The following is a 24,312-nucleotide window of genomic DNA, read 5'->3' on the forward strand; positions in this document are numbered from 1 at the left end:
ACCAGAATGGACGGGAGGGGGCCCCGCATTCCCACCCCCGCGCGCGAGGGACGCGACCGGTCGCTCGCTCGCTCGCGCCTCACCCCGAACTGGTCTAGGCTCGCGCCCAGCCGCGCCCGGCGCGGCGGAGGGAGCAGCGCGGTGCCGATCGATCGTGGGTACGAGGACGACGACGATGTCGATCAGGACGAAGGGAGCGGCCGGCGGTTCCAGGACTTCGACTGCCCGGACTGCTCGGCCAACAACCCGTACGACGACGGCTTCGGCGACGGCGACGAGGTCCGCTGCTTCTACTGCGGGCAGGACTTCGCGGTGGTGGTGACCGAGGCCGGCCGCCTGCGCCTCAAGACGCTGTAGCCGGGCCGGCGCCGCCCCGGGCGCCGTGCGGCGGCCGCGCGCCGAAGATGGCGCTGCCGACGCGGACCAGGGTGGCGCCCTCCTCGACCGCGATCCGCCAGTCCGCGCTCATCCCCATCGACAGCTCGCGCAGGCCGAGCCGGTCGCGGAGCGCCCGGAGCGCGCGGAAGTGCGGGCGCGGGTCGTCGTCGGGCGGCGGGATGCACATGAGCCCGGCGAGCTCGATCGACGGCAGCGCGCGGACGGCCGCCGCCAGCGCCTCGACGCGGTCCGGCGGGCAGCCCTCCTTCGACGCCTCGCCGCCGACGTTCACCTCGAGCAGCACGCGCGCGGTGGCGCCCTTCTGCCCGAAGCGGCGCGAGAGCTCGGCCGCCAGCTCCTCGCGATCCACGGCGTGGACCAGCGCCACCCGGCCGGCCAGGTACTTCGCCTTGTTCGTCTGCAGGCCGCCGATGAAGTGCCAGCGCAGGCCGGGGAGGTCGGCGAGCGCGTCGGCCTTGGCGCGCCACTCCTGCGCGTAGTTCTCGCCGAAGTCGCGCTGGCCGGCCGCGTAGGCCTCGCGGATCGCCTCGGGCGGCTGCGTCTTCGAGACGGCGACCAGGGTCACGCCGGCCGGCAGGTCGGCGCGGATCGCGGCGAGCCGGTCGGCGATGCTCACGGGCGCTCCCACGGCAGCGGGAAGCCGGCGCGGCGGAGCAGCGCGGCCGTCTCGGCGAGCGGCAGGCCCACGACGTTCGACACGCTGCCGCGGACCTCCTCCACGAACGCGCCGCCCGAGCCCTGGATCGCGTAGGCGCCCGCCTTGTCGAGCGGCTCGCCGGTGCCGACGTACCAGTCGATCTCGCCGTCGCCGAGCCGCGCGAAGGCGACCTCGGTCGCCACCACGGCGTCGAGCTCGACGCCGAGCGCGCCGGCGTTCCGGCGGACGCACACGCCGGTGAGGACCTCGTGCCGCGTCCCGGAGAGCGCGCGCAGCATCCGCCGCGCGTCGTCCGCGTCGCGCGGCTTGCCGAGCACCTCGCCGCCGAGGACCACCGCGGTGTCCGCCGCGAGCACCAGGTCCCCGGGCACCGCGCGCGCCTTCTCCCGCGCCACCCGGAGCACGTAGTCCCTGGGCGGCTCGCCTGGCAGCACGCGCTCGTCGGTGTCGGCCGGGCGGATCTCCAGCGCGAGCCCGAGCTGCGCGAGCAGCTCGCGCCGGCGGGGGCTCTGCGACGCGAGGACGAGCCGGGACGCCACGTCAGGGCTGCGGCGCGGCCGGCTGGGCCGCGCCCAGCAGCGCCACGTTCTCCTCGATCTTCGCCTTGCCGCGCAGCTCCTCGAGCCAGGCGCGGCGCACCTGCTCCGCCTTCATGCCCTGGAGCCGCGCCTCGATGCCCGCCCGCTCCGCCTCGAACCTCGCCGGATCCGGCGACTCGCGCAGCTTGACCACGGCGATCACCGGGCCGCTCGGCGTGTCGAAGACCTTCGGGAGCACCTCGCCCGCCTTCGCGGAGAGCGCGGCCTGCGCCAGCTCGGGCGCGGCGCCGACGCGCGGCACCACCGGCGAGCCGGCGCCGAACGGCCCGGTCTCCTCGGCGGCGACGGCGGTGCCGCCCAGCGTCACCTGCTTGCCCTTGCCGGCGGGCGGGAACAGCTCGTCGAGCGCCTTGCCCTTGCGCGCCGCGTCCAGCGCGGCCTGCGCCTTCTCGCGGGCCAGCGCCTGCGCGCGGTCGCGGGCCAGCAGCTCGCGGGCGATGTCGAGGCGTGCCGCCTCGAGCGTCACCTTGCGCGCGGGGACGACCTCGTCGGCGCGGATGAGGTGCCAGCCGGCGGGGGTGCGCACCGGCTCCGAGACCTCTCCGGCCTTGAGGGCCAGCGCGGCCTTGGCGAACGCGGCGTCGGCGAGCCCCTCGGAGACGAAGCCGAGGTCGCCGCCCCGATCCTTGGTGTTCGGGTCGTCGGACAGCGCCGCCGCCACCTTGGCGAAGTCCTCGCCCTTCTTCACCCGCGCCGCCGCCTCGTCGATCTTCTTCCGCGCGGCCGCCTCCTCGTCGGCGGAGGCGCCCGGCGCCAGGCGCGCGAGCACGTGGCGGACGTGGACCTTGGCCTTCGGGTCGTAGCGGTCGGCGTTCTCCTTGTAGAACGCCTCGACGCGCGCGCCCTCCTTGTCCGCGAACGCCTTCGCGTCCGCGTCGGGCACCTTCACCTCGGCCTGCGCCGCGGCGACCGGGAACCGCACGAACTGCAGCGACGCGCGGTCGGCCGAGGCCGCCCACTGCGCGCGCACCTCGGTGGCGGGCACCTTCACCGTCTCGACCAGCGCGCCGAGGATCTTCTGGTAGAGCAGGTCGTCGCGGACCGCGGCCTCGAAGTTGCCGGGGGAGCCGTAGTTCGCGCGGACCGCCTCGAGGTAGGTCTCGTAGCGGAACTGGCCGTTCTCCTGGAACGCCGGCATCTGGTGGACCGCCTCGGACACCTCGCGGTCGGTCACCACCACGCCGCGGCGCCGCGCCTCCTGCAGCGCCAGCTCGCGATCCTCCAGCACGCCCAGCGCCTGGCGCCCGAGGCCGAGCTGCGCCGCGAGCTCGCGGGTGAAGCCCTCACCGGCCTGCTGCTGGTAGAAGCGGAGCAGGTTCTCGTACTGCCGCTCGAAGTCGGCGGCCGAGATGCTCTTCCCGTTGACCCGGGCGGCGTAGGCCGGGGCGCCGCCGCAGCCCGCGCCCCCCTTGGACAGCGAACCGGGACCGAAGTTGATGGCGAACACCACCACGATCCCGAGGACGATGAGCCAGGAGAAAATGCCCTTCTTGTTGGCCCGGACGATATCGAGCATGAAGCGATGCTCCGAGTTGTTGTAAGACGAACGCCCTGGAAAGGGGTGGGCGCCGCGAAGTTGAACACCCTAGTCAACAAGGGCTAAAATGCAAGGGTTTTTGGCCCTGCTGGAGTCTCCGGAGTCCCCGTGTTCGCCTTGCTCAAGCGGTACCGCGAGCTGATCCTGGTCGCGGTCCTGCTCCTCGTGCCCCTCGGGGTCTTCTTCGCCCACGCAAAGCAGCCCAGCGAGCGCACCCGCCTGGATCGGGTGGTGCTCTGGATCACCTATCCGGTCCAGCGGGTGGTGGCCTGGGGCGTGACCGGCGTGCTCGACGGCTGGCGCGGATACGTCGCCCTGCGTCACGCGCAGGAGCGCGCCGTCGATCTGTCACGGCAGGTCAACCTGCTCCAGATGGAGAAGCAGCAGCTCGTGGCCGAGCGCGCGGAGGCGGAGCGCATCCGCAAGCTGCTCGCGTTCGCGGAGGCGACCCCCGAGCGCACCTACGTGGGCGGGCGGGTGATCGGCGTCCGCCTCGGGACGGCCGGCCTGCAGATCGTCACGCTCGACCGCGGCGCCGCGGACGGCGTGGACCGCGCCATGCCGGCGGTGGTGGCGGAGGGCGTGGTCGGGCGGGTGCACTCGGTGACGGACCACACCTCCGACGTGCTGCTGCTCACCGATCGGAACAGCTCCATCGCGGTGCGCGTGGACCGCACCCGCGCGCGCGCGAACGTGCGCGGCACCGGCAAGCCCGACGGCTGCAAGCTCGACTACGCGCTCCGCACCGAGGACATGATCGAGGGCGACCAGCTCGTCACCTCCGGCACCGACGGCGTGTTCCCGCCCGGCCTGCCGGTCGGCCGCGTCACGCACCTGCAGCGGAGCGCGAACGGCCTGTTCCAGGAGGCGCAGGTGGTCCCGGCCGTGGACGTCACGCGCGTCGAGGAGGTGCTGGTGATCACCTCCGCGGAGCGCGCCGCCGAGGCGCAGCCCTCCGCGTACGCGCCGGGGACCCAGCGGTGAAGCCGCTCGCGCACGTCGTGTTCGCCCTGCTGCTGGCCGGGCTCCAGGCCGCGGTGCTCCGCTGGGTGGGCGGCGGCGCGTTCTCGGTCTCGCTGCTCGCGGCGTGCATCGTGTACCTCGGCCTGCAGGCCGGGAACGTGGACGGCTCGGTGGCCTCGGCCGGCGTCGGCTACGTGCTCGATCTCATGACCGGCTCGCCGAAGGGACTCATGACGTTCCTGGCGGTGGCGGTGTTCGTGCTCGCGCGCGGCGCCGGCGCCGCGGTGGACGTGCGCGGGCGGGCGGGCTTCGCCGCGCTCTCCGGGCTGGGCGCGCTGGTGCTGTCGCTCGGCGCGCTGCTGCTGACGCGGCTGACCTCGGCCCCGGAGGTGCAGCCCGGCGCCGCGCTCCTGCCGCGCATGCTCCTCGAGGCGCTCCTCACCGCCGCCGTGGCCCCGCTGATCGGGGCGGGCATGCGCCGCATCGACGGCCTGTTCCACCGCGAGGAGCCGGGGCTCCTGCGCTGACATGTCGCTCATCCCGCCCAGCGCGCCCGGTGCGGCGCAGAAGGAGTTCAGGCCGCGGCTGGCCTGGGCCACGGGCCTGGTGGTGCTGGTGTTCCTGACGCTGCTCGGGCGCCTGTACCAGCTCCAGATCCTCCGCGGCGACGAGTACAAGGAGCGCGCCGACGAGAACTTCGTGAAGGAGCTGCGCATCCCCGCCGACCGCGGCCTGATGCTCGACCGCAACCGGCGCGTGCTGGTGGACTCGCGGCCCTCGTACGACGTGACGCTCACGCCGTACTTCTGCGGGAAGCAGTGCGACGAGATCCTGGCGCGCGTGGCGGCGCTGCTCCAGATGTCGCCCGAGGAGGTGGCCCGGGCGCAGGGGCAGCTCCGCTCGGCGCGCAAGCTCGAGCGCTTCCGCCCGTTCACCGTGAAGGTGGACATCACGCGCGAGGAGCTGGACCGGTACCTGGCGCGCCAGATGGACCTGCCCGGCGTGGACGTCCAGCCCATCCCGCACCGCAACTACCGCTTCGGCGGCCTGGGCGGGCACCTCATCGGCTACATGAACGAGGTCGGGGGCGAGGAGCTGAAGCGCCTCAACGAGGAGCTGCAGCGCACCGCCTCGCCGCAGGGCCCCTACTACATGGGCGACTACGTCGGCCGCCGCGGGCTGGAGCGCCGCTTCGAGCGCGACCTGCGCGGCGTGGACGGCAAGGAGCGCGTGCCGGTGGACGCGAAGGGGCGCCGCAAGGAGGACGCGGACGACCTCATCCCGCCCGACCAGCGCGTGGTCCCGAGCGTGCCCGGGCGCAACCTGGTGCTGTCCATCGACTGGCGCCTGCAGGAGTTCGCCGAGAAGACCTTCCCGGCCACCGCCGGCGTGGTGCTGGCGATGGACGCGAAGACCGGCTTCCTGCTCGCGCTCGTGGACCGCCCGGCGCCGGATCCGAACAAGATGTCGGGGCGCATCACCGCGGCCGAGCTGGCGGCGATCCACTCGGACCCGCTGCAGCCCGAGCTGTTCCGCGCCATCCAGCAGCACTACCACCCGGGCTCCACCTTCAAGGCGCTCACCAGCATCGCGGCGCTGGAGGAGGGGGTCTACAAGCCAAACACCTCGGTGTACTGCCCGGGGCACTTCAGCATGGGCCGCGCGCGCTGGCGCTGCGACAAGGACAGCGGCCACGGCTACGTGGACTTCGAGCACGCGCTGGGCGCGAGCTGCGACGTGTTCTTCTACGCGGCCGGCGCGCAGCTCGGCGCCGACGCCATCGCGAAGTGGGGCCACCTCTCCGGCCTGGGCGTGCCCACCGGCTTCGACATCGCCGGCGAGGTGCCGGGCGTGGTGCCCGACGCGGCCTGGCACGACAAGCACCAGGCCGGCGGGTACCAGCGCGGCATGGCGGTGAACCTGTCCATCGGGCAGGGCGACGTGAACGTCACGCCCATGCAGCAGCTCGTGTTCTACGGCGCGCTCGCCACCGGCAAGATCTGGAAGCCGCAGGTGGTGCTGCGCGTGGAGGACCCGGACGGCCAGGTGCTGCAGGCGTTCACGCCGGAGACGCGCGGCGAGCTGCCGGTCAAGCCGTCCACCCGCGACACCGTGCTGAAGGGGCTGCTCGCGGCGGTGAACCAGCCGTTCGGCACCGCCTACTCGCAGCGCTCCGCCGACTACGTCATGGCGGGCAAGACCGGGACGGCGCAGGTGGTGAAGCTGGGCGCGCGGCGCCTCAAGGCGTCGCAGGTGTCGTACTTCGAGCGCGACCACGCGTGGTTCGCGGCGTTCGCGCCGGCGGAGGATCCGGAGATCGTGGTGGTGGTCCTGAACGAGCACTCGGGCTTCGGCTCGTCGAACGCGGCGCCGACCGCGTCGGCGCTGGTGAAGCGGTACTTCGAGCTGAAGGCGGAGGACGCGGCCGAGCGGGCCGGGCCGGCGCAGGGCCCGGCGCCCGAGCGCGCCCCCGTCCAGCCCGCCGCGCCGCCGGCGGCGCCGCCGCCGGGCGCGGTCGAGCCGGCCAGGCTGGGCACGGGCGGCGCGTCCGCCGCGGTGCCGGGGGTGGACCGTGGCGCCTGACGTCTCGCTCGCGGCCACGCCGCACCGGCGCGTCTTCGCGCACTTCCCCTGGCACCTCGCGCTGATCGTCCTGTCGATCTCGGCGATCGGGATCTGGAACCTCTCCTCCGCCTCGCGCAGCGCGCACGCGCCGGTCTGGATCTCGCAGACCTGGTGGATGGGCGCCGGCGCGGTGCTGGCGCTCGCCATCACGCTGGTGGACCACCGCGCGTTCCACCGCATGGCCTGGGTGTTCTACGCGGTGGTGCTGGTGCTGCTCGTGCTGGTGATGGTGAAGGGGCGCTACGTCATGGGCGCCCGGCGCTGGCTGACCATCGGCCCGGTGAACTTCCAGCCCTCCGAGCTGGCGAAGCTCTCGGTGGCGCTCGCCCTGGCGAGCTTCTTCGCGTCGGACACCGAGAAGCGCAAGGACGGCTACGGGCTGCTGCGGCTGATCGTGCCGATGCTGATCGCGCTCGTCCCGGCGGTGCTCATCCTGAAGCAGCCGGACCTGGGCACCGCGCTCATCGTGCTGTCGGTCGGGTTCACCCAGATCCTGTTCGCGAAGGTGCGCTGGAAGACGCTGGCGCTGCTGGCGGGCGTGGCGGTGGTCGGGTCGGTGCTCGTCTACCCGCACCTGAAGCCGTACCAGAAGAAGCGCGTCGAGACCTTCATCAACCCGGAGGCGGACGCGCTCGGCGCGGGCTACCACGCCACGCAGTCGATGATCGCGGTGGGCTCGGGGCAGGGGCTGGGGAAGGGCTGGGGGCAGGGCACCCAGACGTACCTGTCGTTCCTCCCCGAGCAGCACACCGACTTCATCTTCTCGGTGTGGGCCGAGGAGCACGGGTTCGTCGGCTGCCTGCTGCTGATCGCGCTCTACTTCGCGCTGGTGACGAGCGCCATGGACGTCGCGGGCAACGCGCGCGACCGGTTCGGCCACTTCCTGGCGGTGGGGCTCACCGGGATGCTCTTCTGGCACGTCGCCATCAACATCGGGATGGTGATCGGCCTGCTGCCGGTGGTGGGGGTGACGCTCCCGCTGATGAGCTACGGCGGGTCGAGCGTGATCGTCATCTACAGCGGGATCGGCCTGCTCGCGAACGTCGGGATGCGCCGGTTCGTGAACTGAGGGTGACGCGCCGCGCGCGCGTCGAGCGGGCGGCGCGGCACGTTGCCGCACCTCGCGCCCCCGCCCGCCCGCGGCCCGCCGTGGCGGCCGCGAGCGGGGGACGACCGCCTAGCCGATCGCCTTCTTGACGCTGTCCTCGAGGCGCGTCTTGTCGGCGCCGATGACGGTGTCGACCACGCGGCCGCCCTTGAACACGAGCAGCGTGGGGATCGAGCGGATGCCGTACTGCTGCGGCACGTTCTGGTGCTGGTCCACGTCCATCTTGGCGACCTTCAGCTTCCCCTTGTAGCGGGCGGCCAGGTCGTCCACGACGGGCGCGATCGCCTTGCAGGGCCCGCACCACACCGCCCAGAAGTCCACGAGCACGGGGGTCTCGCTCTTCAGCACCTCCTGCTCGAAGGTGGAGTCCTGCAGCACTACGACGTCGTTCGAGGCCATGGAATCTCCCGATGTCCGAAGTTGGCGCGAGTAATATCCGCGCGGTCCGAGGCTGGCAAGCGGCGCGGCGGGCGTGCTAATTTCCGGCTCCGCCGTGCGCGCCTCCGCGCCGCGGCGAGCGGGATCCGCGGAACGGAACGGCGCATGGCAGGTCTCCTCTTCGTCACCCAGTCGATGCTCGACAGCTGGGCCGAACAGGGGCGCATCGACTTCGTCGGCAACGTGATGACCCTCCTGGCGGGAGAAGGAAAGGGGCGCAGCTACGCGCTCGAGCCCGCGCTGCGGTTCATGGCGGTGCTCGGCGCGGAGGGCGATCCGCACGGGCTGCTCCACAAGGTGAAGACGGCGGCGCAGCTGCGCGAGCTCGGCGCCGAGCCGGTGAACGACTCCTGCATCCTGGGCGAGGTCGCCTACGAGGTGCAGCCCGGGTTCCTCGCCGAGGCGGCGGCGCTGCAGGCGGCCGTCGCCGCGCCGGGTGGGCGGCCGCGCGCCGGAGCGCAGGGCGGGACGGCGGGGGCGGGGAAGGCCCCGCTGCCGCGCGAGCTGGAGGAACGTCGGAAGGAGGCGGAGGCCCTCGCCCGTTTCCTGCTGGAGAACCTGTCTTGACCGGAGCCTCGGCCGGAGAGCGCGCGACGACGGCCCGGCCGTCCGCCGCGGGGAAGCGACCATGAGCGTCATCATCCTGCGCGTCGCCGCCGCCATGTACGCGGCGGCCGCCACGTCCTACATCGTGTACTTCGCCCGCCCCCGCCTGGCCCGCGCCGCCACCGCCGGCTACTGGCTGCTCGCGGCGGCGTTCGCCGTCCACGCGGTCGCCATCGGCGTGGGCTGCGCCGAGTTCGGCGGCCGCGAGTTCTTCAGCCTGCGCGGCGGGCTGGTCCTGATGGTCTGGCTGCTGGCGGGCGCGTACCTGGTGCTCCAGCGGCGCTACCACCTGCCGACCGTGGGCGCGTTCATCACGCCGCTCATCCTGATCGTGCTCCTGCCCGCGATGTTCGGCGACCCCGGCCACCCGGGCGTGCCGCCCGAGACGCTGCGGCACAAGTCGGTCACCATCCACATCCTCACCGCCGGCCTGGGCGTGGCGCTGTTCGGCCTCGCGTTCGCGGTGGCGCTCATGTACCTGCTCCAGGAGCGCGAGGTGAAGGGCAAGCGCTTCGGCGCCCTGTTCTCCCGCCTGCCCTCGCTCGACGCGCTGGACAAGCTCAACCAGCGGCTGGTGCGCGCCGGCTTCGTCTCGTACACCATCGCGCTCATCGCCGGCACGGTCACCGCGACCGCGATCTGGAAGAGCCCCTGGTCCTGGGACCCGCAGCAGGTCATCTCGCTCGGCGTCTGGATCCTGTACGGCGCCATGGTGCAGCTCCGCCACACCGGCTGGCACGGCCGCCGGTACGCGCTCCTCACCCTGGTCGGGTTCGTGCTGGTGCTGGGCTCGATGGTGACCCTGAGGACCGTGCCGGGCGTCACGCGCCACGCCGGGGACTACGCGGGGTCGGCCCACACCGGAGGGGCGCAGTGACCGGCGATCGCCGCCTCTTCCTGGTCGGGCTCTCGCACAAGAGCGCGCCCATCGACGTCCGCGAGCGCGTGGCGCTGACCGGCGACGCGCTCAAGGCGGCGCTGTGCGAGCTGAAGGCGATGGAGGGCGTCACCGAGGCGCTGGTGGTCTCCACCTGCAACCGGGTGGAGGTGTTCGTCCACTCGGACCGGCCCGACGCCGCCCGCCGCTTCTTCACCGAGCGCTCGCCCGCGGCGGCCGACCACCTCTACGCGAAGGACGGGGTGGAGGCGGTCCGGCACCTGTTCCGCGTCGCCGCCAGCCTCGACTCGATGGTGGTCGGCGAGCAGCAGATCCTCGGCCAGGTGAAGGAGGCGTACGGGCTCGCCAGCGCCGCGTCGGCGGCGGGCTCCTACTTCTCGCGCCTGTGCAACCGCGCGTTCGCGACCGCGAAGCGCGTGCGGACCGAGACCGAGATCGGCCGCGGCGCCACCAGCATGTCGCAGGTGGCGGTCGAGCTGGTGGAGAAGATCTTCGGGCGGCTGGAGGGCCGGGCCATCCTGCTGGTGGGCGCCGGGAAGATGGGCGCGCTCTCGGCCAAGGCGCTGGCGGTGCTCGGCGCGGATCGCATCCTCGTCACCAACCGCTCCCCCGAGCGCGGCCTCGCGCTCGCCGCGCAGGTGAACGGCAGCTACCGCGGCTGGGAGGAGCTGCAGCGGCTCCTCGGCGAGGCCGACGTGGTGATCGTCTCCACCGGCGCGCCCACCTACGTGGTGACGCGCGAGTCGATGCAGGCCGCCATGAAGGCGCGGCGCCGCCGCTCGATCTGCGTCATCGACCTCGCCGTGCCGCGCAACGTGGATCCCGCCTGCGCCGAGCTCTCCGACGTCTACGCCTACGACGTGGACGACATGGAGCGCGTCGTCGCGACCAGCAAGCAGGCGCGGCAGGAGGAGGCGATCCGCGCGGAGGCGATCGTGGAGGCCGAGGTGATGGCCTTCGCGAAGGAGCGCGAGGCGCGCGCCGCGCTGCCGGTGCTGGCGCAGCTCCGCCGGCACGCCGAGCGGATCGCCCGGGCCGAGGCGGAGCGCACGCTCGCGCAGGTCGGCGGGAAGCTGGACGACAAGGGCCGCAAGAGCGTCGAGGCCATGGCCCAGGCCATCGTGAACAAGCTCCTCCACGGGCCGACCTCGCGCCTCAAGGAGGCGGCCTCCTCCGGCGACAGCGCGCTCCCGGGCGCCGCCGCGGAGCTGTTCGGGATCGAGAACGAGCCGGCCGGCGGGGAACGGCGGGAGGGCGGGGCCGAGGGCGCCGCCGCCGCGCCGGGCGCCGGGCCGGCCCGCAGCCAGGGAACATGAACGGAGACAGGATGATCCGCATCGCGACGCGCCGCAGCCCCCTCGCCAAGTGGCAGGCGAACCACGTGTCCCAGCTCCTCCGCGACCGCGAGCCGGGGCTCGAGGTCCGGCTCCACGAGCTGGTCACCCGGGGTGACAAGATCCTCGAGGTCCCCCTCGCCGACGTCGGCGGGAAGGGGCTGTTCGTGAAGGAGATCGAGGACGCGCTCCTCAACCGCGACGCCGAGGTGGCGGTCCACTCGATGAAGGACCTGCCCGCCGTGCTCGCGCCCGGCCTGGTGCTCGCGGCCGTGCCGCAGCGCGAGGACCCGCGCGACGCGCTCTGCTCGCCGCGCTGGAAGACGCTCGCCGCGCTGCCGAAGGGGGCGCGGGTGGGCACCTCCAGCCTGCGCCGCTCGGCGCAGCTCAAGGCGCTCCGCCCGGATCTCCAGATGGAGATGGTGCGCGGCAACGTGGAGACGCGCCTCCGCAAGGCGTCGGAGGGGCTGGACGCGGTGGTGCTCGCCTACGCCGGCCTGCGCCGGCTGGGCCTGGCCGAGCACGCCACGTACGTGTTCCCGCCCGAGGAGATGCTGCCGGCGGTGGCGCAGGGCGCGCTGGCGCTGGAGGCGCGCGCCGACGACGCGCCGACGCTGGCGCGGCTCGCCGCGCTCGAGGACCCGGACACGCGCGTCCGCATCGAGGCGGAGCGCGGCTTCCTCGCGCGCATCGAGGGCGGCTGCCAGGTGCCCATCGCCGGCCACGCCACGCTCGCCGGCGGCAAGGTCACCATCCGCGCGCTGGTCGCCTCGCTCGACGGCGCCCGCGTCATCCGCGGCGAGCGGACCGGCGCCTACGCCGAGGCGCGCGCGATGGGCGAGTCGCTGGCAGACGAGCTGCTCTCGCGCGGCGCCGACCAGATCCTGCGCGAGACCGAGGGCAAGGCGCCCGGGCTCGCCGCGCCGAAGCGCGGGTAGGGGGCGCGGTGCCTGCCGCGCCCGCGCGGCCGCTGGCCGGCCGCACCGTGGTGGTGACCCGGGGCAAGGGCTCCGAGGGCAAGGACGCGCTCGCGGCCCGGCTCGAGGAGCTGGGCGCGGAGGTGCGCGCGCTGCCGTCGATCGCGTTCGCCCCGCCCGCCGATCCCGCGCCGCTCGACGCCGCCCTCCGCGCGCTCGACCGCTTCGACTGGGCGGTGTTCACCAGCGCGAACGCGGTGGACCGGACGGTGGAGCGGCTGCGCGCGCTCGGCCTCGATCCGGCCGCGCTGGGCCGGCTCCGCCTCGCCGCCGTCGGGCCCGCCACCGCCGAGCGGCTGGCGGCGGCGGTGCGCGCGCCGGACGTGGTGCCGGTCGAGGCGAAGGGGGACGTGCTCGCCCGCACCCTGGGCGACCAGGTCCGCGGCCGGCGGGTGCTGTTCCCGCGCCCGGCCGAGGGGCGGCCTGAGACCGTGGCCGGGCTCCTCGCCGCCGGGGCCGAGCTGACCGCGGTCGAGGCGTACCGGACGGTCCCCGCGCCCGCCGAGGCGCTGGCGCACCTGGCGGGCTGGCTCGCGGCCGGTGACGTCGCGGCGGTCGCCTTCGCGTCGCCCTCGGCGGTGGCGGCCGTGCTGGCGGCGCTCGGTGACCGGTCGGCCCTCCTCCGAGGGGTGCTGATCGCGGCGATCGGGCCCACCACCGCGGACGCGTTGCGCGAGGCGGGGCTCCCGGTGGGCGCCGTCCCGGCGCACTACACCGGCCGAGACCTCGCGGAGGCCATCGCCGAGCGGCTCGGCCCCGGGTAGATTCGGTCGGGGGTGCCGCGTCGATGACCGTCGAGCTCGAGGCCGCCGAGGGGCTGGTGCGAGTCCGGGTGCCGCTGGACCGGGCGCCCGGGGAGCCCGGGCCCGCCGAGGATTGGATCTGGGCGGAGCCGCTGGGCAGCGGCCGCTTCCGGGTGGAGAGCTGCCCGTTCTTCGCCTACGGCGTCTCGCGCGACGACGTGGTGAGCGCGGCCGCGGTGGAGGGCGAGGAGAGCCCGCGCCTCGACGACGTGGTGGAGAAGGGGGGGCACCGCACGCTCCGCCTGGCGCTCGACGCGCGGGCGGAGCTCGGTGCGCGCCCGGTGCAGGGGCTGCTGGAGCGCCTGCTCGAGGTGGGCTGCACGCACGAGCTGCTGCGCCCGAAGATCGTCGCCATCGACGTGCCGCCCGAGGCGGACCTGGACCTGGTCGCCGAGCTGCTCCAGGACCGGGCGCGCGAGGGCACGCTGGTGTGGGAGTGGGCCGACCCGCGGCCGTGCTGAGGCCCGCGGCCGCCCGCCCCGGGGCGGCTCAGCGCCTCGGCTTCGCCGTCGCCTTGCCCGCCGCGCGACGCTCCGCGCGCGCGGCCTTCTCGGCGCGCTTGCGGGCCAGGAAGCCCTTCGGCGCGGCGGGCGCGCGCGGCGCCTCGACCGGCCGTTCCGCCTCCGGCGCGCCCCGCGTGGACGGGGCGGGTGCCCGGGACCGGACGCCCTCGCGCGCGCGGCGCGGCTCGAGCGTCCAGTGGAACAGCCGCTTCACCACCAGCGTCGCGTACGCGCCCGGCGGCAGCGTGAAGGCGACGTTCACCCGGAACCGGTCGCGGTTCAGCTCGTCCGGGCGCGCCTCGCCCACCGCGAGGCGGCCCGGGAACGAGAACAGCGGCCGCTCCTCGGGGTCGAAGTGGATCTCCGGCGTCCCCGGCACCGCCAGGTCCGCGAGCCCCATGTCCTCGCGGCCGAGCACCGACAGCGCGGCGCGCTCCACCGCCGGGTCGTCGAAGCGGGTGGACGGCGCGAGCAGCGGGAAGGTCTTCGAGGAGAGCAGCCGCACCAGCGCCGCGTCCAGCTCGCGCGGGAACAGGAGCGACCCGGCCTGGTAGCGCAGCGACACGAGCCGCTGGATCCCCACCACCTCGCGCAGGTACTGCTTCACGCCCTCGTTCCAGAGCCAGCTCTGGTAGGCGAACACCTGCAGCCCGCGCCAGCGCGGCTCGGTGCGGAGCAGCGCGCCCCGGTAGTCCTCCGGGTGATCGCGCAGCCACTTCACCACCGCCTGGTAGCGCTCGGCGCCCGGGTTCGGGTTGCGCCGGTCCCACTCGCCCCAGTGCTCCTTCCAGAACGCCTTCACCTTCGCGTCGCCGGACTGGTCCAGCTCGCTCGGGCGCGCCAGGACGTTGCGCAGCGCGATCTCGAAGTCGCCGCGCATCAGGTCCTTCACGATGAAGCCCTGGCCGTGCTTCAGCGAGCCGAAGCGCTGCGAGTCGAAGTAGTTCACGACGCCGAGCCGGCGCACCTCGGCCACCGACGCGGGCAGGCGCGCCACGTCGTCCTCGCCGAGGTCGCGCACCGTCACCGCGAAGCGGTTGGAGGTGGTGTTCGCGGCGGACAGCGGCGTGCGGCTCCGGCCGAGCGGCTTGAGGCGCAGGTCGGTGTCCTGCAGCTCGATCTCGCGGCGCTCGATGGCCACGAGCTGGGTGGTGCGCCCCTGCTTGTCCTTCAGCCCGCAGTAGCTCACCGACGCCCGCGGGATCTTGAAGCGCGTGCAGATGCGGTCGACCGCCTCGAAGGTCGACAGCTTCTGCTTGTCCATCAGGTAGACGAACCAGGCGCCGCGGGGGTCCTCGTCGAACTTCCAGGACTCCGTCACCTGGAAGTCCTCCGGTCGCTGCTTGAGCCTCATGGGCGCTCCGTACCACGCGCGCGCCGCGGCGTGGGGGTCGAACGGAAGGGGCGCGCGCTGCGGCGCTGGCGCGCCAGCCCGAACGAGTGTATCGAAACCGCCGGGAGCGGGTGGGAGCGCGCGATGGGAGAGCTGGGAATGGGCGAGCTGCTGATCATCCTGGTCGTGGTGGTGCTGCTCTTCGGGACGAAGAAGCTGCCCCAGCTCGGCGAAGGCCTCGGCAAGGCGATCCGGAACTTCAAGGACGCCGCGAGCGGCAAGGGGGAGCCGCCCGGCCCGCCCGCCGCGCAGCCGAGGGAGCTCCCGCGCCCGCCCGAGCCGCCCGCCGGCGGCGCCGCCTAGCCCCGCGAGCCGCCGGGGCCCTGGGCCGGCGCCTGCGCCTCGCGCGGGCGGTAGAAGATCACGATGCTCAGGCAGTGGAACTCGTCGTCGCTCGACTGGGAGACGACGCGGTCCACCACCTCGACGTCGTTGGACCGCAGCCAGCGCGTGACGGTCTCGCCGAGCTCCTCGCGCTCCTTGGCCTTGGTGGCGGAGAAGACCTTCACGCCCGTGAAGTGCATCGCGCTCTCCCGTTCCCCGGCACGCAACACCTTCGCCCCCGCCGGCGCGTTCCCCCTTCAGGTTGTGCCAGACGCCCATGCCGGTGTCAAACCTGCGACCGCTCCAAGCTGCGAGCGTTCCTCGCGCTTTTTCGATCGCCCCGCGCGCGACCGTTCCCCTGGCGCGGCCGGTCCCTAGATTTCGTCGCGCGGCGGCGCGGGGACGGAGGCGGGCATGGCGAGCGTGAAGAAGGGCCACGCGGTGGACTTCATCAACCGGATCCGGACGATGGAGTCCGCGGACCTCAACGCGCTCATCGTGCGCGAGGCCGGCGAGGAGCTGGCGCAGTTCTTCCTCTCGTACAGCGCGAGCCTCATCTCGCGCGATCCCGAGCGCGCCATCGAGAACACCTCCAGCCTGATGCTGATGGGATACCTGATCCGCGCGGCCGAGGAGCGGCGCGCAGCGGCGCCGCGCGCGTCCGCGCTCGCCTGAGCCGCCTGGGCGCGGGGCGTCGCGTCCTTCAAAAGCCGCGCGGCGCGTGCTAAGGCACCGGGACCGATCCGCACCCCGGGGCGACCCCATGCTCATCGACCTGCACGTCCACAGCCATCACACCCGCGGTTGCGCGCTGGCGCCGCGGGACGTGGTGCGCCGGGCCCGGGAGGCCGGCCTGGACGGCGTGGCCTTCACCGATCACGACACGCTCGAGGGGCTGGAGGAGATCCGGGCCGCCGCGCGGGAGGAGGGGCTGCTCGCGCTGTGCGGCGTGGAGGTGACCACCGACCGCGGGCACTTCCTGTGCTTCTTCCCCGACCCCGCCGCGGTGCCCGCGCCCGTCCAGCTGTTCGGCGCCGCGCGGCCCTGGCCCGTGCGCGACGTGCTCGCGCGCGTGCGGCAGCTCGGCGGCGCCGTGGTGGCCGCCCACCCCTACGACAAGACCGTGGAGCGCCCCTGCGGCGACGTGGTGTTCACGCTCGACGGCCTGTCGGCGATCGAGGGGCTGAACGCGCGCCGCAAGGGACCCGCGAACGACCTCGCCATCGAGGCCGCCGATCACATGAGCCTGCCCTGCACCGGCGGCTCCGGCGCGCACGAGCTCGCCGAGATCGGGAAGGCCGCGACGCTGTTCCGCGACCCCGTGGCGAGCGAGGCGGACGTCGTCCGCCAGCTCCGCGCCGGCACGGTCTACTGCGTCGCCGTGGGCGTGACCCCCTCGGAGCCCGATCGCGCACCCCGCGATCGCGGCGGCGAGCGAGGCGAGCGCGGAGATCGCGGCGACCGGGGCGGCCACCGAGGGCACGGGCACGGCCGCGGCCGCGGTGGGCACGGCGGTGGTGGTGGCAGTGGCGGTGGCGGCCACGGTGGCGAGCGCCGCCGGCGCTAGGCGCCGGTCCCCGAACGCAGCTCCGAGCTCGGCCCAGGTCGCGCGAGCGCGTCTCGGCCCGAGCTGCCGCGCCGAGCGACGGTGTACGCGTCCATCACCCGGTCACCGAAGATCCGCCGCGCCTCCTCGAGGTTGTGACCCCGGCAACGAATGCGAAGGTTGTCCGCAGTGGACGCCCCGCCGCGCGCCCGCGGCACGACGTGGTCGAGCTCGAGCCGGCGCCTCGAGCCGCACGCCTCGCCTGACGGCAGCACGAAGGTGCACCGCCCGCCATCCCGCTCCCAGACCTCGCGGCGCACGTGGGCGGGAATGTGGTCCGGCTTGGAGGGCCGTGGAGTCTGCTGCGGCCGAGCCGTGAGCCCCTTGCGCCGGTTGCGGTCGGCGATGAGCAAGTCGAGCGCCGCCTCGAGGACGTCCTCGCGGGTGGCGCCGGGCATGGCGTGAGATAGCGCATCGCGTGCCGCGTCGAGCTTCTCGAGAAACGCCTTCGAGACGGTGAGGTGCATGCGGGCCGAATCGCCCCCGAGCCAGTCCACGGAGCTCGGCCTGGCGGCGGGGCTCACCGCTCGCAGTTCGACAGGCTCACTGCGAGCGGCCTCTGAACGGCCATCGGTCTCGACCCGGTTGGGTGCATTCAGTTCGGGCGCCCGAAATGAAATCGGAGCCGACGCCGCTGCCGGCACCTCGGACGCCGTCCGGACAGGCACCACGACTTCCCGTCGCGGCGGGTTCTCGACCGACCGGACCGAAGCGGCGACCGCCGCCGCGTCCCGGCTCGACAGCCCGAAGAACCGCGGCAGGACCTCGGTACAGTTCTCGGTGGTCACCACCTTCGCCAGCTCGCAGACCGAGGAGAGGCACAGCCTCCCGTCGCGGAGCGCCTCCTCGACCGCCGGGTACCGCCGGATGAGCTCCGCCGCCGTCTTGCGGTACTGCGCTGCGCCCGCCGAGAGCCCCAGCTCGCGCCGCAGGAACGAGAACAGCGAGGTGTGCCCGCGCTCCCGGTACAACCCGCGCCGGTCGAACTCCGAGAGCGCGACGAGGAACTCCGCCATGGCGTGCCGCTCGGAGCGGAGGAGGGTGAGGAGACGGTTCGTGAACTCGAGTGCGGTGTCCATGCACGAAGCATCGCACGCGATTTTCGCTCACTGTTAAACGCACCAGGACGCCCGAGGACGCGAAATCGAGGGCAGGGTGCCGCGCCCCCTCGGCCGACGCGCGCGCGCCCCAGCGCCGCCGTCCCAACGCGCGACGGGCCTGCCCCGCAGTGCATTCGCAAGCCCGAGCCGCTCGGCGCCCAGAGCGCGTCAAGCGTTCACTGAGAGACAAGCGGGTGCTCCGCGACGCCACGCCCCGTAGCCGCCCCGCCGCCATCCGCGCTCCGCCCTCGCCGCCGCCCACAGCGCCGCGCCCCGCGCCCGCCGCGGCCCAAGCTCGCGCCGCAACCGCGCCCCGCGTTCGCCGCCGCCCACAGCGTCGCGCCGCGTCCCGCGCCCGCCGCGGCCCAAGCTCGCGCCGCAACCGCGCCCCGCGTTCGCCGCCGCCGACAGCGCCGCGCCGCGCCCCGCGCCCGCCGCGGCCCAAGCTCGCGCCGCAACCGCGCCCCGCGTTCGCCGCCGCCCACAGCGCCGCCCGCGCCCCGCGCCCCCGCGGCCCAAACCTCCCGCGCGCCCGAAACCTCCCGCCGCAACCGCGTCCCGCGCCCCGCCCTCGCGCTCCTCGCGAGCCGATCGCGCGCTCCCGGTTCCGGGCACGCACAACCGTTCCCGATCGCGCCGGACCCGTCTCAGCCCAGCCCCGCCGCCTCGGCCCGGCCACACCCTCGAAGCCCCCCCGGCCCCTCAGTGGCCCCGCCACGCTCGGAGCAGCGTCGCCCGCGACTACCTCTGCCTGCTCAGCCGCTCGACCCGGTCGTCGCGCAGGAACGCGCGCCGCTTCCCCTCGGCCCACGACCACTCCTCGGTCCCGGCCGGCCGGTCGATGCGCTTCCGCTCGGGCACGCCCCACGCCATCTCCAGCGCGCGGGCGCTCATGCCCTCGAGCGCCTCCTTCCGCATCACGGCCTGCCGGTGCTCCGGCGGCAGCGCCGAGAACACGGCGGTCGGGTCGTCGGCGGTCAGGAGCCGCTCCAGCTCGCCGCGGACGTCCTCCAGGCCGGCGGCCGTCTGCGAGAGGACGATGACGTGCGGCCGCGGGTCGCCGGCGACCTTCACGTACGCCCACGGGTGGTAGCGGGGCGTGGTGACGACGCGCTGCGAGATGAGCCAGCCGGTCGGCACCTCGATCTCTTCCACGCGCACCGGCGTCCCCGGCGGCAGCACGCGCTCCGCGGCGGGCGGGGCGATGGGCTCGCCGCCGGGGGTCTCCACCAGGTCCACCTCGGCGGGCGGGGCATCGGAGAGGAACACCTTGCCGGTGTCGCCCCACAGCGGCCCGGCGTAGGCGGCCACGCGCAGGTAGCGCTGGGCGCCGTCGAGCGCGCGGGAGATGCGCTCGCGCTCGGCGTCGGGGATGGTGGCTCGGGGGGCGCACGCCGCGAGGGCGAGCAGGGCGAGGGTGATGGAGAGGGCGCGTCGCATGCGCCCTTTCTCGCACCGGTCGGGATGGCCCGCAAGCGTGCGCTCGGGCGGCGCCAGCTCACTTCCGCTCGGCCTGCTTGCCCTCCTCGATGAGCTCGCGCACCCGCTGCCCACCCTTGTGGCCCAGCTCCGCGTAGCCCTTCGAGCCCAGCTGTTCCTTGCGCGCCTCTCCGCCGAGCCGGCCCGCCTCGCGCACCGTCATGCCCCCGCCGTTCCGGCGCCGGTCCCTGTCCTTGTCGTCCGCCATCCGTGCCTCCTGCTCGCGTGAAGCGGCCTCGCCGCGGAGCGAATCTGGGAGCCCCCCGCAGGTGCGGCAAGGGCGCGCGCCTCCTTCCGGCGCGGGACCGGGCGGGCCCCCGGCGCGCCTGACCCCGGCGGCGGGCCCGCCGTCCGGCTACATTCCCCCTCATGGTCCGGCTCGGCGAGAACGCGCTGCACGTGCTGGAGCGGCGCTACCTGCTCCGCGACGAGGCCGGGCAGGTGATCGAGACGCCCGGCGCGATGTTCCGGCGCGTGGCGCAGGCGGTGGCGGCGGCCGAGGCCCCGGCGGCGCGGTCGGCCTGGGCGGAGCGGTTCGAGGCGCGGATGGCGGCGCTCGAGCTGCTGCCGAACTCGCCCACGCTCATGAACGCCGGGCGGGCGCACGGCCAGCTCGCCGCCTGCTTCGTGCTGCCGGTGGACGACGACCTCGCGGCGATCTTCGACGCGCTGAAGTGGGCGGCGCTCATCCACCAGTCCGGCGGCGGCACCGGGTTCTCGTTCTCGCGGCTCCGGCCGCGCGGCGACGTGGTGAAGACCACGCACGGCGTGGCGAGCGGGCCGGTGTCGTTCATGCGCGTCTACGACGCCGCCACCGAGATCATCAAGCAGGGCGGCGTGCGGCGCGGCGCGAACATGGCGGTGCTCGGCGCCGACCACCCGGACGTGCTCGAGTTCGTGGACGCGAAGCGCGCCGCGGGGCTGGAGAACTTCAACATCTCGGTGGCGGCGCCGGACGCGCTCTTCCACGCGGCCGCGCGCGGCGGGCGCTGGGCGCTGCGCCACCCGCGCGGCGGCGCGGTGGTACGCGAGGTGGACGCGGCCGGGCTGCTGGAGCGCATCGCCGCCTCGGCCTGGGCCTCGGGCGAGCCGGGCCTGGTGTTCCTCGATCGCGTCGAGGCGGCCAACCCCACCCCGGACCTGGGACGGTTCGAGGCGGTGAACCCGTGCGGCGAGCAGCCGCTCCTGCCGTTCGAGGCGTGCACGCTCGGCTCGGTGAACCTGGCGCGGTTCGAGCGCGCCGGGCGGGTGGACCTCGAGCGGCTGGGCGCGTGCGTGCGCGACGGCGTGCGGTTGCTCGACGACGTGCTCGACGTGAACGTCTGGCCTCTCCCGCAGATCGCGGAGATCTCGCGGCGCAACCGGAAGATCGGGCTCGGGGTGATGGGCTGGGCGGACCTGCTCGTCGCGCTCGGGATCCCCTACGACGCGCCGGAGGCGCTGGCGCTCGCGGGCGAGGTGATGGGGTTCGTGCAACGGGAGGCGCACGCGGCGAGCGAGGCGCTGGCCGCCGAGCGCGGGGCGTTCCCGGGCTTCGCGAGCAGCGCGCCCGCGGGCGCGGGCGGCCGTCCCCGGCGCAACGCCACCGTCACCACCATCGCGCCCACCGGCACGCTCGCCATCATCGCGGGCTGCTCCTCGGGCATCGAGCCGCTGTTCGCGCTCACCTACGTGCGGCACGCGCTCGACGACGCGGCGCTGCCTGAGGAGCACCCGGCGCTCGGCCGCGCGCTCCGCGCCGCGGGGGCCGAGGCGGCGCTGCCCGCGGTGCGCGCGGCCGGCCGGGCGCGCGGCGTCGCCGGCGTGCCGGACGCGGTGGCGCGGGTGTTCGCGACCGCGCACGACGTGACGCCCGAGGCGCACGTGCGCATGCAGGCCGCCTTCCAGCGCCACGTGGACAACGGCGTCTCGAAGACCATCAACCTGCCGCGCACCGCGTCGGTCGAGGACGTGGCGGGCGCCTACCGGCTCGCGTTCGAGCTGGGGTGCAAGGGCATCACCGTCTACCGCGACGGCTCGCGGGAGAAGCAGGTGCTGGTGAGCGGCGCCACCCGCAACGGCGAGCTCTGCCCGCAGTGCGAGGGGCCGGTGTCGCTCTCCGGCGGCTGCCGCACCTGCCCGCGCTGCGGCTGGGGGAGCTGCGAGACCACCGAGTAGCGCATGATCCAGCGCCTCCCCATCCCTGCGCTGCGTCCGTTCGTGGCGCGGCTCTGGGCGTCCGAGGACGCCGACGCGGCCGCGCCCGGGAGCGCCGGCCGCGAGCGGCTCCTGCCCACCGGCGCCATGCACCTCGCCTTCCGCGCCGCCGGGGATCCGGTGCGCCTCTTCGACGGGCCGGACGACGCGACCGGCCGCGCCATCGGGCGGGCGGTGGTGGCGGGCGCCCGGGCCGCGCCCTACCTGCGCGATCGCGCCCCCGGCGCGCGCTCGGTGGGCGCCATGCTTCGGCCCGGCGCGGCGCGGCTCCTGTTCGGCGCGGGCGCGGGCGAGCTGGCCGGGCGCCACACCGCGCTCGCCGACCTGTGGGGCGACGCCGCGGCGGCCGAGGTCACGGAGCGGCTCGCGCTCGCCGGCGATCCGGCGCGCCGGCTGGCGCTGCTCGAGGCGCTGCTCGTCGCCAGGCTGCCGCGGGTCACCGCGCTCCACCCCGCGGTGGCGGAGGCGCTGGCGCGGCTGCCCACGGAGGAGGTGGCGGCGGTGGTCGCGCGCAGCGGCCGCAGCCACCGGCACCTCGTGCTGCTGTTTCGCGACGCGGTCGGCCTCGCGCCGAAGGCGTACTCGCGGGTGCTCCGGTTCCAGCGGGCGGCCGCGGCGCTGCGCGGCTCGCCCGCGCCGGTGGCGGAGGTCGCGCTGGCCTGCGGCTACGCCGACCAGGCCCACCTCGGGCGCGAGTTCCTGGCGCTCGCCGGCGTCCCGCCGGCCCGGTTCCGCCGGCTCGCGGCGCCCTTCCCGAACCACCTGCCGCTCGGCCCTTCCGGGCCTCCCTGAAGGTCAGATTCCTTCAAGACGGTCGGCCTGCGCGCCCGTAGGTTCACGGGGCGAGGAGGACGACCATGCAGATCAAGGAGCTGTTCCCGTACCTGCGCGTGCGGGGGGCCGCCCGCGCGGCCGCGTTCTACGCCGAGGCGTTCGGCGCGAAGGAGAAGTTCCGGCTCACCGAGCCGGGCGGCCGGATCGGGCACGTCGAGCTCGACTTCGGCGCCGCGACGGTGATGCTCTCGGACGAGTACCCCGAGCACGGGCTGCGCGGACCGGAGAGCGTGGGCGCCACCACGTTCTGCATCCACCTGCACGTGGACGACGCCGACCGCGCCATCGCGCGCGCGGTCGCCGCGGGCGCGACGCTGGTCCGGCCCGCCGCCGACGCGTTCTACGGCGAGCGGAGCGGCACGGTGCGCGATCCGTTCGGCCACGAGTGGCTGATCGGGCACTCCATCGAGGAGGTGTCGCCCGAGGAGATGCAGCGCCGCTGGGACGCGATGCTCGGCGGCGCGCCCTGACGTGCGCCGACGCAGCGGCCGACCGCGCGCCGTCGGGCGCGCCCGCGGGGACCGCGCGCGGACCCGGGTCAGCGGGCGCGCGAGGTCACGGGCCCCGCGCGGCGGGGCGGGGCGCAGCCCCGCGGGATCCTCGCGGAACGGCAGCCTGAGCCGCGACACCGGAGGTGCTCGCGGATCACGGGCCGCTGTTCCGCGGCGGCTGCCCGGCGCAGCGGCCGCGGGCGTCGGGCTTCGCGCTGGGAACGCCCAGCTCGGCGTCGATGCCGCGGATCAGGCGGTCCTGCACGGCGCAGAGCGCCTTCGGCCCGCCCAGCGCCAGGAACGACTCCACCAGGCTCACCTGGTAGCCGCTGCCCGACCGCTCGAGCTGGATCGTCACCTGCGCGCTGCGCGTGCCCACGTCGGCGGGGAAGCAGGAGAGCAGCACCGGCCCGGAGCCCTCGCGGCACTCCATCCGGTCCGTCGCGACGACGTCGCGGATGGCGCGGGCGATCCGGTACTGCTGCGCGTCGGCGACCGCGCCCGGCTCGGAGGGCGGGGGATCGACGCGCAGCACCGCGCCGGCGGTGGTGCGGCAGGCCGAGAGCGCGAGCGCGGCGGCGATCGCCGCCAGCCGGAGGCGGATCACTTGGCCGCCTTCTCGCCCAGCTCGCGGGAGCGGCGGGTGGCGGCCTCCACCGCGGCGATGAGCGCGGCGCGCAGCCCGCCCATCTCCAGCGCGTGGACGCCCGCGATGGCGGTGCCGCCCGGGCTGGTGACCTGGTCCTTGAGGCGCCCCGGGTGCTCGCCGGTCTCGAGCACGAGCTTCGCCGAGCCGAGCACCGTCTGCGCCGCGAGCGCCATCGCCACCGGCCGCGCCAGGCCGACCTTCACGCCGCCGTCGGCGAGCGCCTCGATGGCGAGGAACACGAACGCCGGCCCGGAGCCGGAGAGGCCGGTCACCGCGTCGAGCAGCGGCTCCTCCACCACCTCGGTGGTGCCGACCGACTGGAACAGCGCCCGCGCCTGCTCCAGGTCGGCGTCGGTGGCGTGCGCGCCGCGGGCCAGCGCGGTCGCGCCCGCGCCCACCAGCGCCGGCGTGTTGGGCATGACGCGGACGATGCGGACGCCGGCGCCGAGCTTGCGGGCGATGGCGAGGATGGGGATGCCGGCCGCGATGGAGATCACGAGCTTCCGGTGGTCGATGGCCGGGGCGATCTCCACCAGCAGGTGCTCGATGGTCTGCGGCTTCACCGAGATGACCACGATGTCGGCCCGCTCGGCGAGGGCGCGGTTGTCCCCGGAGGTCTCCACCCCGTAGCGCGCCTGGATCTCCGCGCGGCGCTCGGCCCGCGGCTCCGAGCAGAGGATCTCCTCGCGGCTGGCGGTCCCGGCCCGCAGCAGGCCCTTCACCAGGGCCTCGGCCATGTTCCCCGTCCCGAGGAACGCGATCTTCTTCCCGAGTGGCATCCGGGCAGATTAC

28 protein-coding genes are annotated in these 24,312 nt (G+C 74.8%); 17 read left to right on the top strand and 11 right to left on the bottom strand.

The window, feature by feature from the left end:
• The first annotated feature begins 141 nt into the window (after positions 1 to 141).
• Positions 142 to 357, top strand: a complete 216-nt coding sequence (locus ANAEK_RS06770; protein WP_012525404.1) for a hypothetical protein — start codon at positions 142 to 144, stop codon at positions 355 to 357.
• Here the strand turns inward: ANAEK_RS06770 and ANAEK_RS06775 are convergent.
• The 3 genes from ANAEK_RS06775 to ANAEK_RS06785 are packed head-to-tail and all read right to left on the bottom strand — an operon-like array spanning position 344 to position 3,172.
• Positions 344 to 1,015 (bottom strand): YggS family pyridoxal phosphate-dependent enzyme, encoded by a 672-nt coding sequence (locus ANAEK_RS06775; RefSeq protein WP_012525405.1) that lies wholly within the window; start codon positions 1,013 to 1,015, stop codon positions 344 to 346. The genes ANAEK_RS06770 and ANAEK_RS06775 overlap by 14 nt on opposite strands.
• Positions 1,012 to 1,596 (bottom strand): nucleoside triphosphate pyrophosphatase, encoded by a 585-nt coding sequence (locus tag ANAEK_RS06780; RefSeq protein WP_012525406.1) that lies wholly within the window; start codon positions 1,594 to 1,596, stop codon positions 1,012 to 1,014. Before ANAEK_RS06780 ends, ANAEK_RS06775 begins: the two co-directional genes overlap by 4 nt.
• 1 nt (position 1,597) lies before the next feature.
• Positions 1,598 to 3,172 (bottom strand): peptidylprolyl isomerase, encoded by a 1,575-nt coding sequence (locus ANAEK_RS06785; RefSeq protein WP_012525407.1) that lies wholly within the window; start codon positions 3,170 to 3,172, stop codon positions 1,598 to 1,600.
• 129 nt (positions 3,173 to 3,301) lie between these two features.
• Here ANAEK_RS06785 and mreC point away from each other — a divergent pair, with 129 nt between their 5' ends.
• Genes mreC through rodA form a run of 4 tightly spaced genes read left to right on the top strand, consistent with a single transcriptional unit; the run spans position 3,302 to position 7,850 of the window.
• Positions 3,302 to 4,177, top strand: coding sequence for a rod shape-determining protein MreC (mreC, locus tag ANAEK_RS06790; protein ID WP_012525408.1), 876 nt, complete (start codon positions 3,302 to 3,304; stop codon positions 4,175 to 4,177).
• Positions 4,174 to 4,683, top strand: a complete 510-nt coding sequence (locus ANAEK_RS06795) for a hypothetical protein (RefSeq protein ID WP_012525409.1) — start codon at positions 4,174 to 4,176, stop codon at positions 4,681 to 4,683. Before mreC ends, ANAEK_RS06795 begins: the two co-directional genes overlap by 4 nt.
• A 1-nt stretch (position 4,684) precedes the next feature.
• On the top strand, positions 4,685 to 6,739 hold the full coding sequence (gene mrdA, locus ANAEK_RS06800) for a penicillin-binding protein 2 (RefSeq protein WP_012525410.1): 2,055 nt from the start codon (positions 4,685 to 4,687) through the stop codon (positions 6,737 to 6,739).
• Positions 6,729 to 7,850, top strand: coding sequence for a rod shape-determining protein RodA (gene rodA, locus ANAEK_RS06805; protein WP_012525411.1), 1,122 nt, complete (start codon positions 6,729 to 6,731; stop codon positions 7,848 to 7,850). Before mrdA ends, rodA begins: the two co-directional genes overlap by 11 nt.
• 108 nt (positions 7,851 to 7,958) lie before the next feature.
• On the opposite strand, the gene trxA is transcribed toward rodA, so the two are convergent.
• Positions 7,959 to 8,288, bottom strand: a complete 330-nt coding sequence (gene trxA / locus ANAEK_RS06810; RefSeq protein ID WP_012525412.1) for a thioredoxin — start codon at positions 8,286 to 8,288, stop codon at positions 7,959 to 7,961.
• A 144-nt stretch (positions 8,289 to 8,432) separates the two neighbouring features.
• Here trxA and ANAEK_RS06815 point away from each other — a divergent pair, with 144 nt between their 5' ends.
• The 6 genes from ANAEK_RS06815 to ANAEK_RS06840 all read left to right on the top strand — a co-directional run bounded on the left by ANAEK_RS06815 (position 8,433) and on the right by ANAEK_RS06840 (position 13,406).
• Complete coding sequence (locus ANAEK_RS06815; RefSeq protein ID WP_012525413.1) at positions 8,433 to 8,894, top strand: hypothetical protein; 462 nt, start codon at positions 8,433 to 8,435, stop codon at positions 8,892 to 8,894.
• A gap of 61 nt (positions 8,895 to 8,955) precedes the next feature.
• Positions 8,956 to 9,810 carry an inner membrane protein YpjD gene (locus tag ANAEK_RS06820; RefSeq protein ID WP_012525414.1) on the top strand — a complete coding sequence of 285 codons (855 nt, stop codon included), beginning with the start codon at positions 8,956 to 8,958 and terminating at the stop codon, positions 9,808 to 9,810.
• Positions 9,807 to 11,147 (top strand): glutamyl-tRNA reductase, encoded by a 1,341-nt coding sequence (gene hemA, locus ANAEK_RS06825; RefSeq protein WP_012525415.1) that lies wholly within the window; start codon positions 9,807 to 9,809, stop codon positions 11,145 to 11,147. Before ANAEK_RS06820 ends, hemA begins: the two co-directional genes overlap by 4 nt.
• A gap of 11 nt (positions 11,148 to 11,158) precedes the next feature.
• Positions 11,159 to 12,103: a hydroxymethylbilane synthase gene (hemC, locus tag ANAEK_RS06830; RefSeq protein WP_012525416.1), complete on the top strand. Its 945-nt coding sequence runs from the start codon at positions 11,159 to 11,161 to the stop codon at positions 12,101 to 12,103.
• An 8-nt stretch (positions 12,104 to 12,111) separates the two neighbouring features.
• On the top strand, positions 12,112 to 12,906 hold the full coding sequence (locus ANAEK_RS06835) for a uroporphyrinogen-III synthase (RefSeq protein ID WP_012525417.1): 795 nt from the start codon (positions 12,112 to 12,114) through the stop codon (positions 12,904 to 12,906).
• A 23-nt stretch (positions 12,907 to 12,929) separates the two neighbouring features.
• The gene (locus ANAEK_RS06840) at positions 12,930 to 13,406 is read left to right on the top strand and encodes a DUF4265 domain-containing protein (protein WP_012525418.1); all 477 of its coding nucleotides are present in this window, start codon (positions 12,930 to 12,932) and stop codon (positions 13,404 to 13,406) included.
• Between the two features lie 28 nt (positions 13,407 to 13,434).
• Here ANAEK_RS06840 and truD read toward each other — a convergent pair whose 3' ends face one another.
• Positions 13,435 to 14,802, bottom strand: a complete 1,368-nt coding sequence (gene truD, locus ANAEK_RS06845) for a tRNA pseudouridine(13) synthase TruD (protein ID WP_012525419.1) — start codon at positions 14,800 to 14,802, stop codon at positions 13,435 to 13,437.
• A gap of 123 nt (positions 14,803 to 14,925) precedes the next feature.
• On the opposite strand from truD, the gene tatA reads away from it, so the two are divergent.
• Complete coding sequence (tatA, locus tag ANAEK_RS06850; protein ID WP_012525420.1) at positions 14,926 to 15,144, top strand: twin-arginine translocase TatA/TatE family subunit; 219 nt, start codon at positions 14,926 to 14,928, stop codon at positions 15,142 to 15,144.
• On the opposite strand, the gene ANAEK_RS06855 is transcribed toward tatA, so the two are convergent.
• Positions 15,141 to 15,365, bottom strand: coding sequence for a hypothetical protein (locus ANAEK_RS06855; protein ID WP_012525421.1), 225 nt, complete (start codon positions 15,363 to 15,365; stop codon positions 15,141 to 15,143). The genes tatA and ANAEK_RS06855 overlap by 4 nt on opposite strands.
• Before the next feature lie 214 nt (positions 15,366 to 15,579).
• Between ANAEK_RS06855 and ANAEK_RS06860 the strand changes: the two genes are divergently transcribed.
• Together ANAEK_RS06860 and ANAEK_RS06865 are read left to right on the top strand one after the other, a co-directional pair.
• Positions 15,580 to 15,840 carry a hypothetical protein gene (locus ANAEK_RS06860; RefSeq protein ID WP_012525422.1) on the top strand — a complete coding sequence of 87 codons (261 nt, stop codon included), beginning with the start codon at positions 15,580 to 15,582 and terminating at the stop codon, positions 15,838 to 15,840.
• Between the two features lie 88 nt (positions 15,841 to 15,928).
• Positions 15,929 to 16,732, top strand: coding sequence for a PHP domain-containing protein (locus ANAEK_RS06865; protein WP_012525423.1), 804 nt, complete (start codon positions 15,929 to 15,931; stop codon positions 16,730 to 16,732).
• On the opposite strand, the gene ANAEK_RS06870 is transcribed toward ANAEK_RS06865, so the two are convergent.
• The 3 genes from ANAEK_RS06870 to ANAEK_RS06880 form a co-directional block, all read right to left on the bottom strand.
• Positions 16,729 to 17,850, bottom strand: coding sequence for an HNH endonuclease (locus ANAEK_RS06870; RefSeq protein WP_012525424.1), 1,122 nt, complete (start codon positions 17,848 to 17,850; stop codon positions 16,729 to 16,731). The two genes, ANAEK_RS06865 and ANAEK_RS06870, sit on opposite strands and share 4 nt — an antisense overlap.
• 762 nt (positions 17,851 to 18,612) lie before the next feature.
• Positions 18,613 to 19,311 carry a hypothetical protein gene (locus ANAEK_RS06875; protein ID WP_012525425.1) on the bottom strand — a complete coding sequence of 233 codons (699 nt, stop codon included), beginning with the start codon at positions 19,309 to 19,311 and terminating at the stop codon, positions 18,613 to 18,615.
• 58 nt (positions 19,312 to 19,369) lie between these two features.
• Positions 19,370 to 19,558 carry a hypothetical protein gene (locus ANAEK_RS06880; protein WP_012525426.1) on the bottom strand — a complete coding sequence of 63 codons (189 nt, stop codon included), beginning with the start codon at positions 19,556 to 19,558 and terminating at the stop codon, positions 19,370 to 19,372.
• 161 nt (positions 19,559 to 19,719) lie between these two features.
• Between ANAEK_RS06880 and ANAEK_RS06885 the strand changes: the two genes are divergently transcribed.
• The 3 genes from ANAEK_RS06885 (at position 19,720) to ANAEK_RS06895 (ending at position 22,850) form a co-directional block, all read left to right on the top strand.
• Positions 19,720 to 21,507, top strand: a complete 1,788-nt coding sequence (locus ANAEK_RS06885; RefSeq protein WP_012525427.1) for an adenosylcobalamin-dependent ribonucleoside-diphosphate reductase — start codon at positions 19,720 to 19,722, stop codon at positions 21,505 to 21,507.
• A 3-nt stretch (positions 21,508 to 21,510) separates the two neighbouring features.
• Entirely contained in the window at positions 21,511 to 22,338 is an 828-nt protein-coding gene (locus ANAEK_RS06890; protein WP_012525428.1) for a helix-turn-helix transcriptional regulator, read from the top strand.
• A 65-nt stretch (positions 22,339 to 22,403) separates the two neighbouring features.
• Positions 22,404 to 22,850 (top strand): VOC family protein, encoded by a 447-nt coding sequence (locus ANAEK_RS06895; RefSeq protein ID WP_012525429.1) that lies wholly within the window; start codon positions 22,404 to 22,406, stop codon positions 22,848 to 22,850.
• 175 nt (positions 22,851 to 23,025) lie between these two features.
• Here the strand turns inward: ANAEK_RS06895 and ANAEK_RS06900 are convergent, their stop codons facing one another.
• Both ANAEK_RS06900 and proC read right to left on the bottom strand, forming a co-directional pair.
• The gene (locus tag ANAEK_RS06900; protein ID WP_012525430.1) at positions 23,026 to 23,478 is read right to left on the bottom strand and encodes a hypothetical protein; all 453 of its coding nucleotides are present in this window, start codon (positions 23,476 to 23,478) and stop codon (positions 23,026 to 23,028) included.
• On the bottom strand, positions 23,475 to 24,299 hold the full coding sequence (proC, locus tag ANAEK_RS06905; RefSeq protein ID WP_012525431.1) for a pyrroline-5-carboxylate reductase: 825 nt from the start codon (positions 24,297 to 24,299) through the stop codon (positions 23,475 to 23,477). Before proC ends, ANAEK_RS06900 begins: the two co-directional genes overlap by 4 nt.
• Between the last annotated feature and the right edge of the window lie 13 nt (positions 24,300 to 24,312).

The sequence above is a fragment of the Anaeromyxobacter sp. K genome (assembly GCF_000020805.1).
Taxonomy (GTDB): Bacteria; Myxococcota; Myxococcia; order Myxococcales; family Anaeromyxobacteraceae; genus Anaeromyxobacter; species Anaeromyxobacter dehalogenans.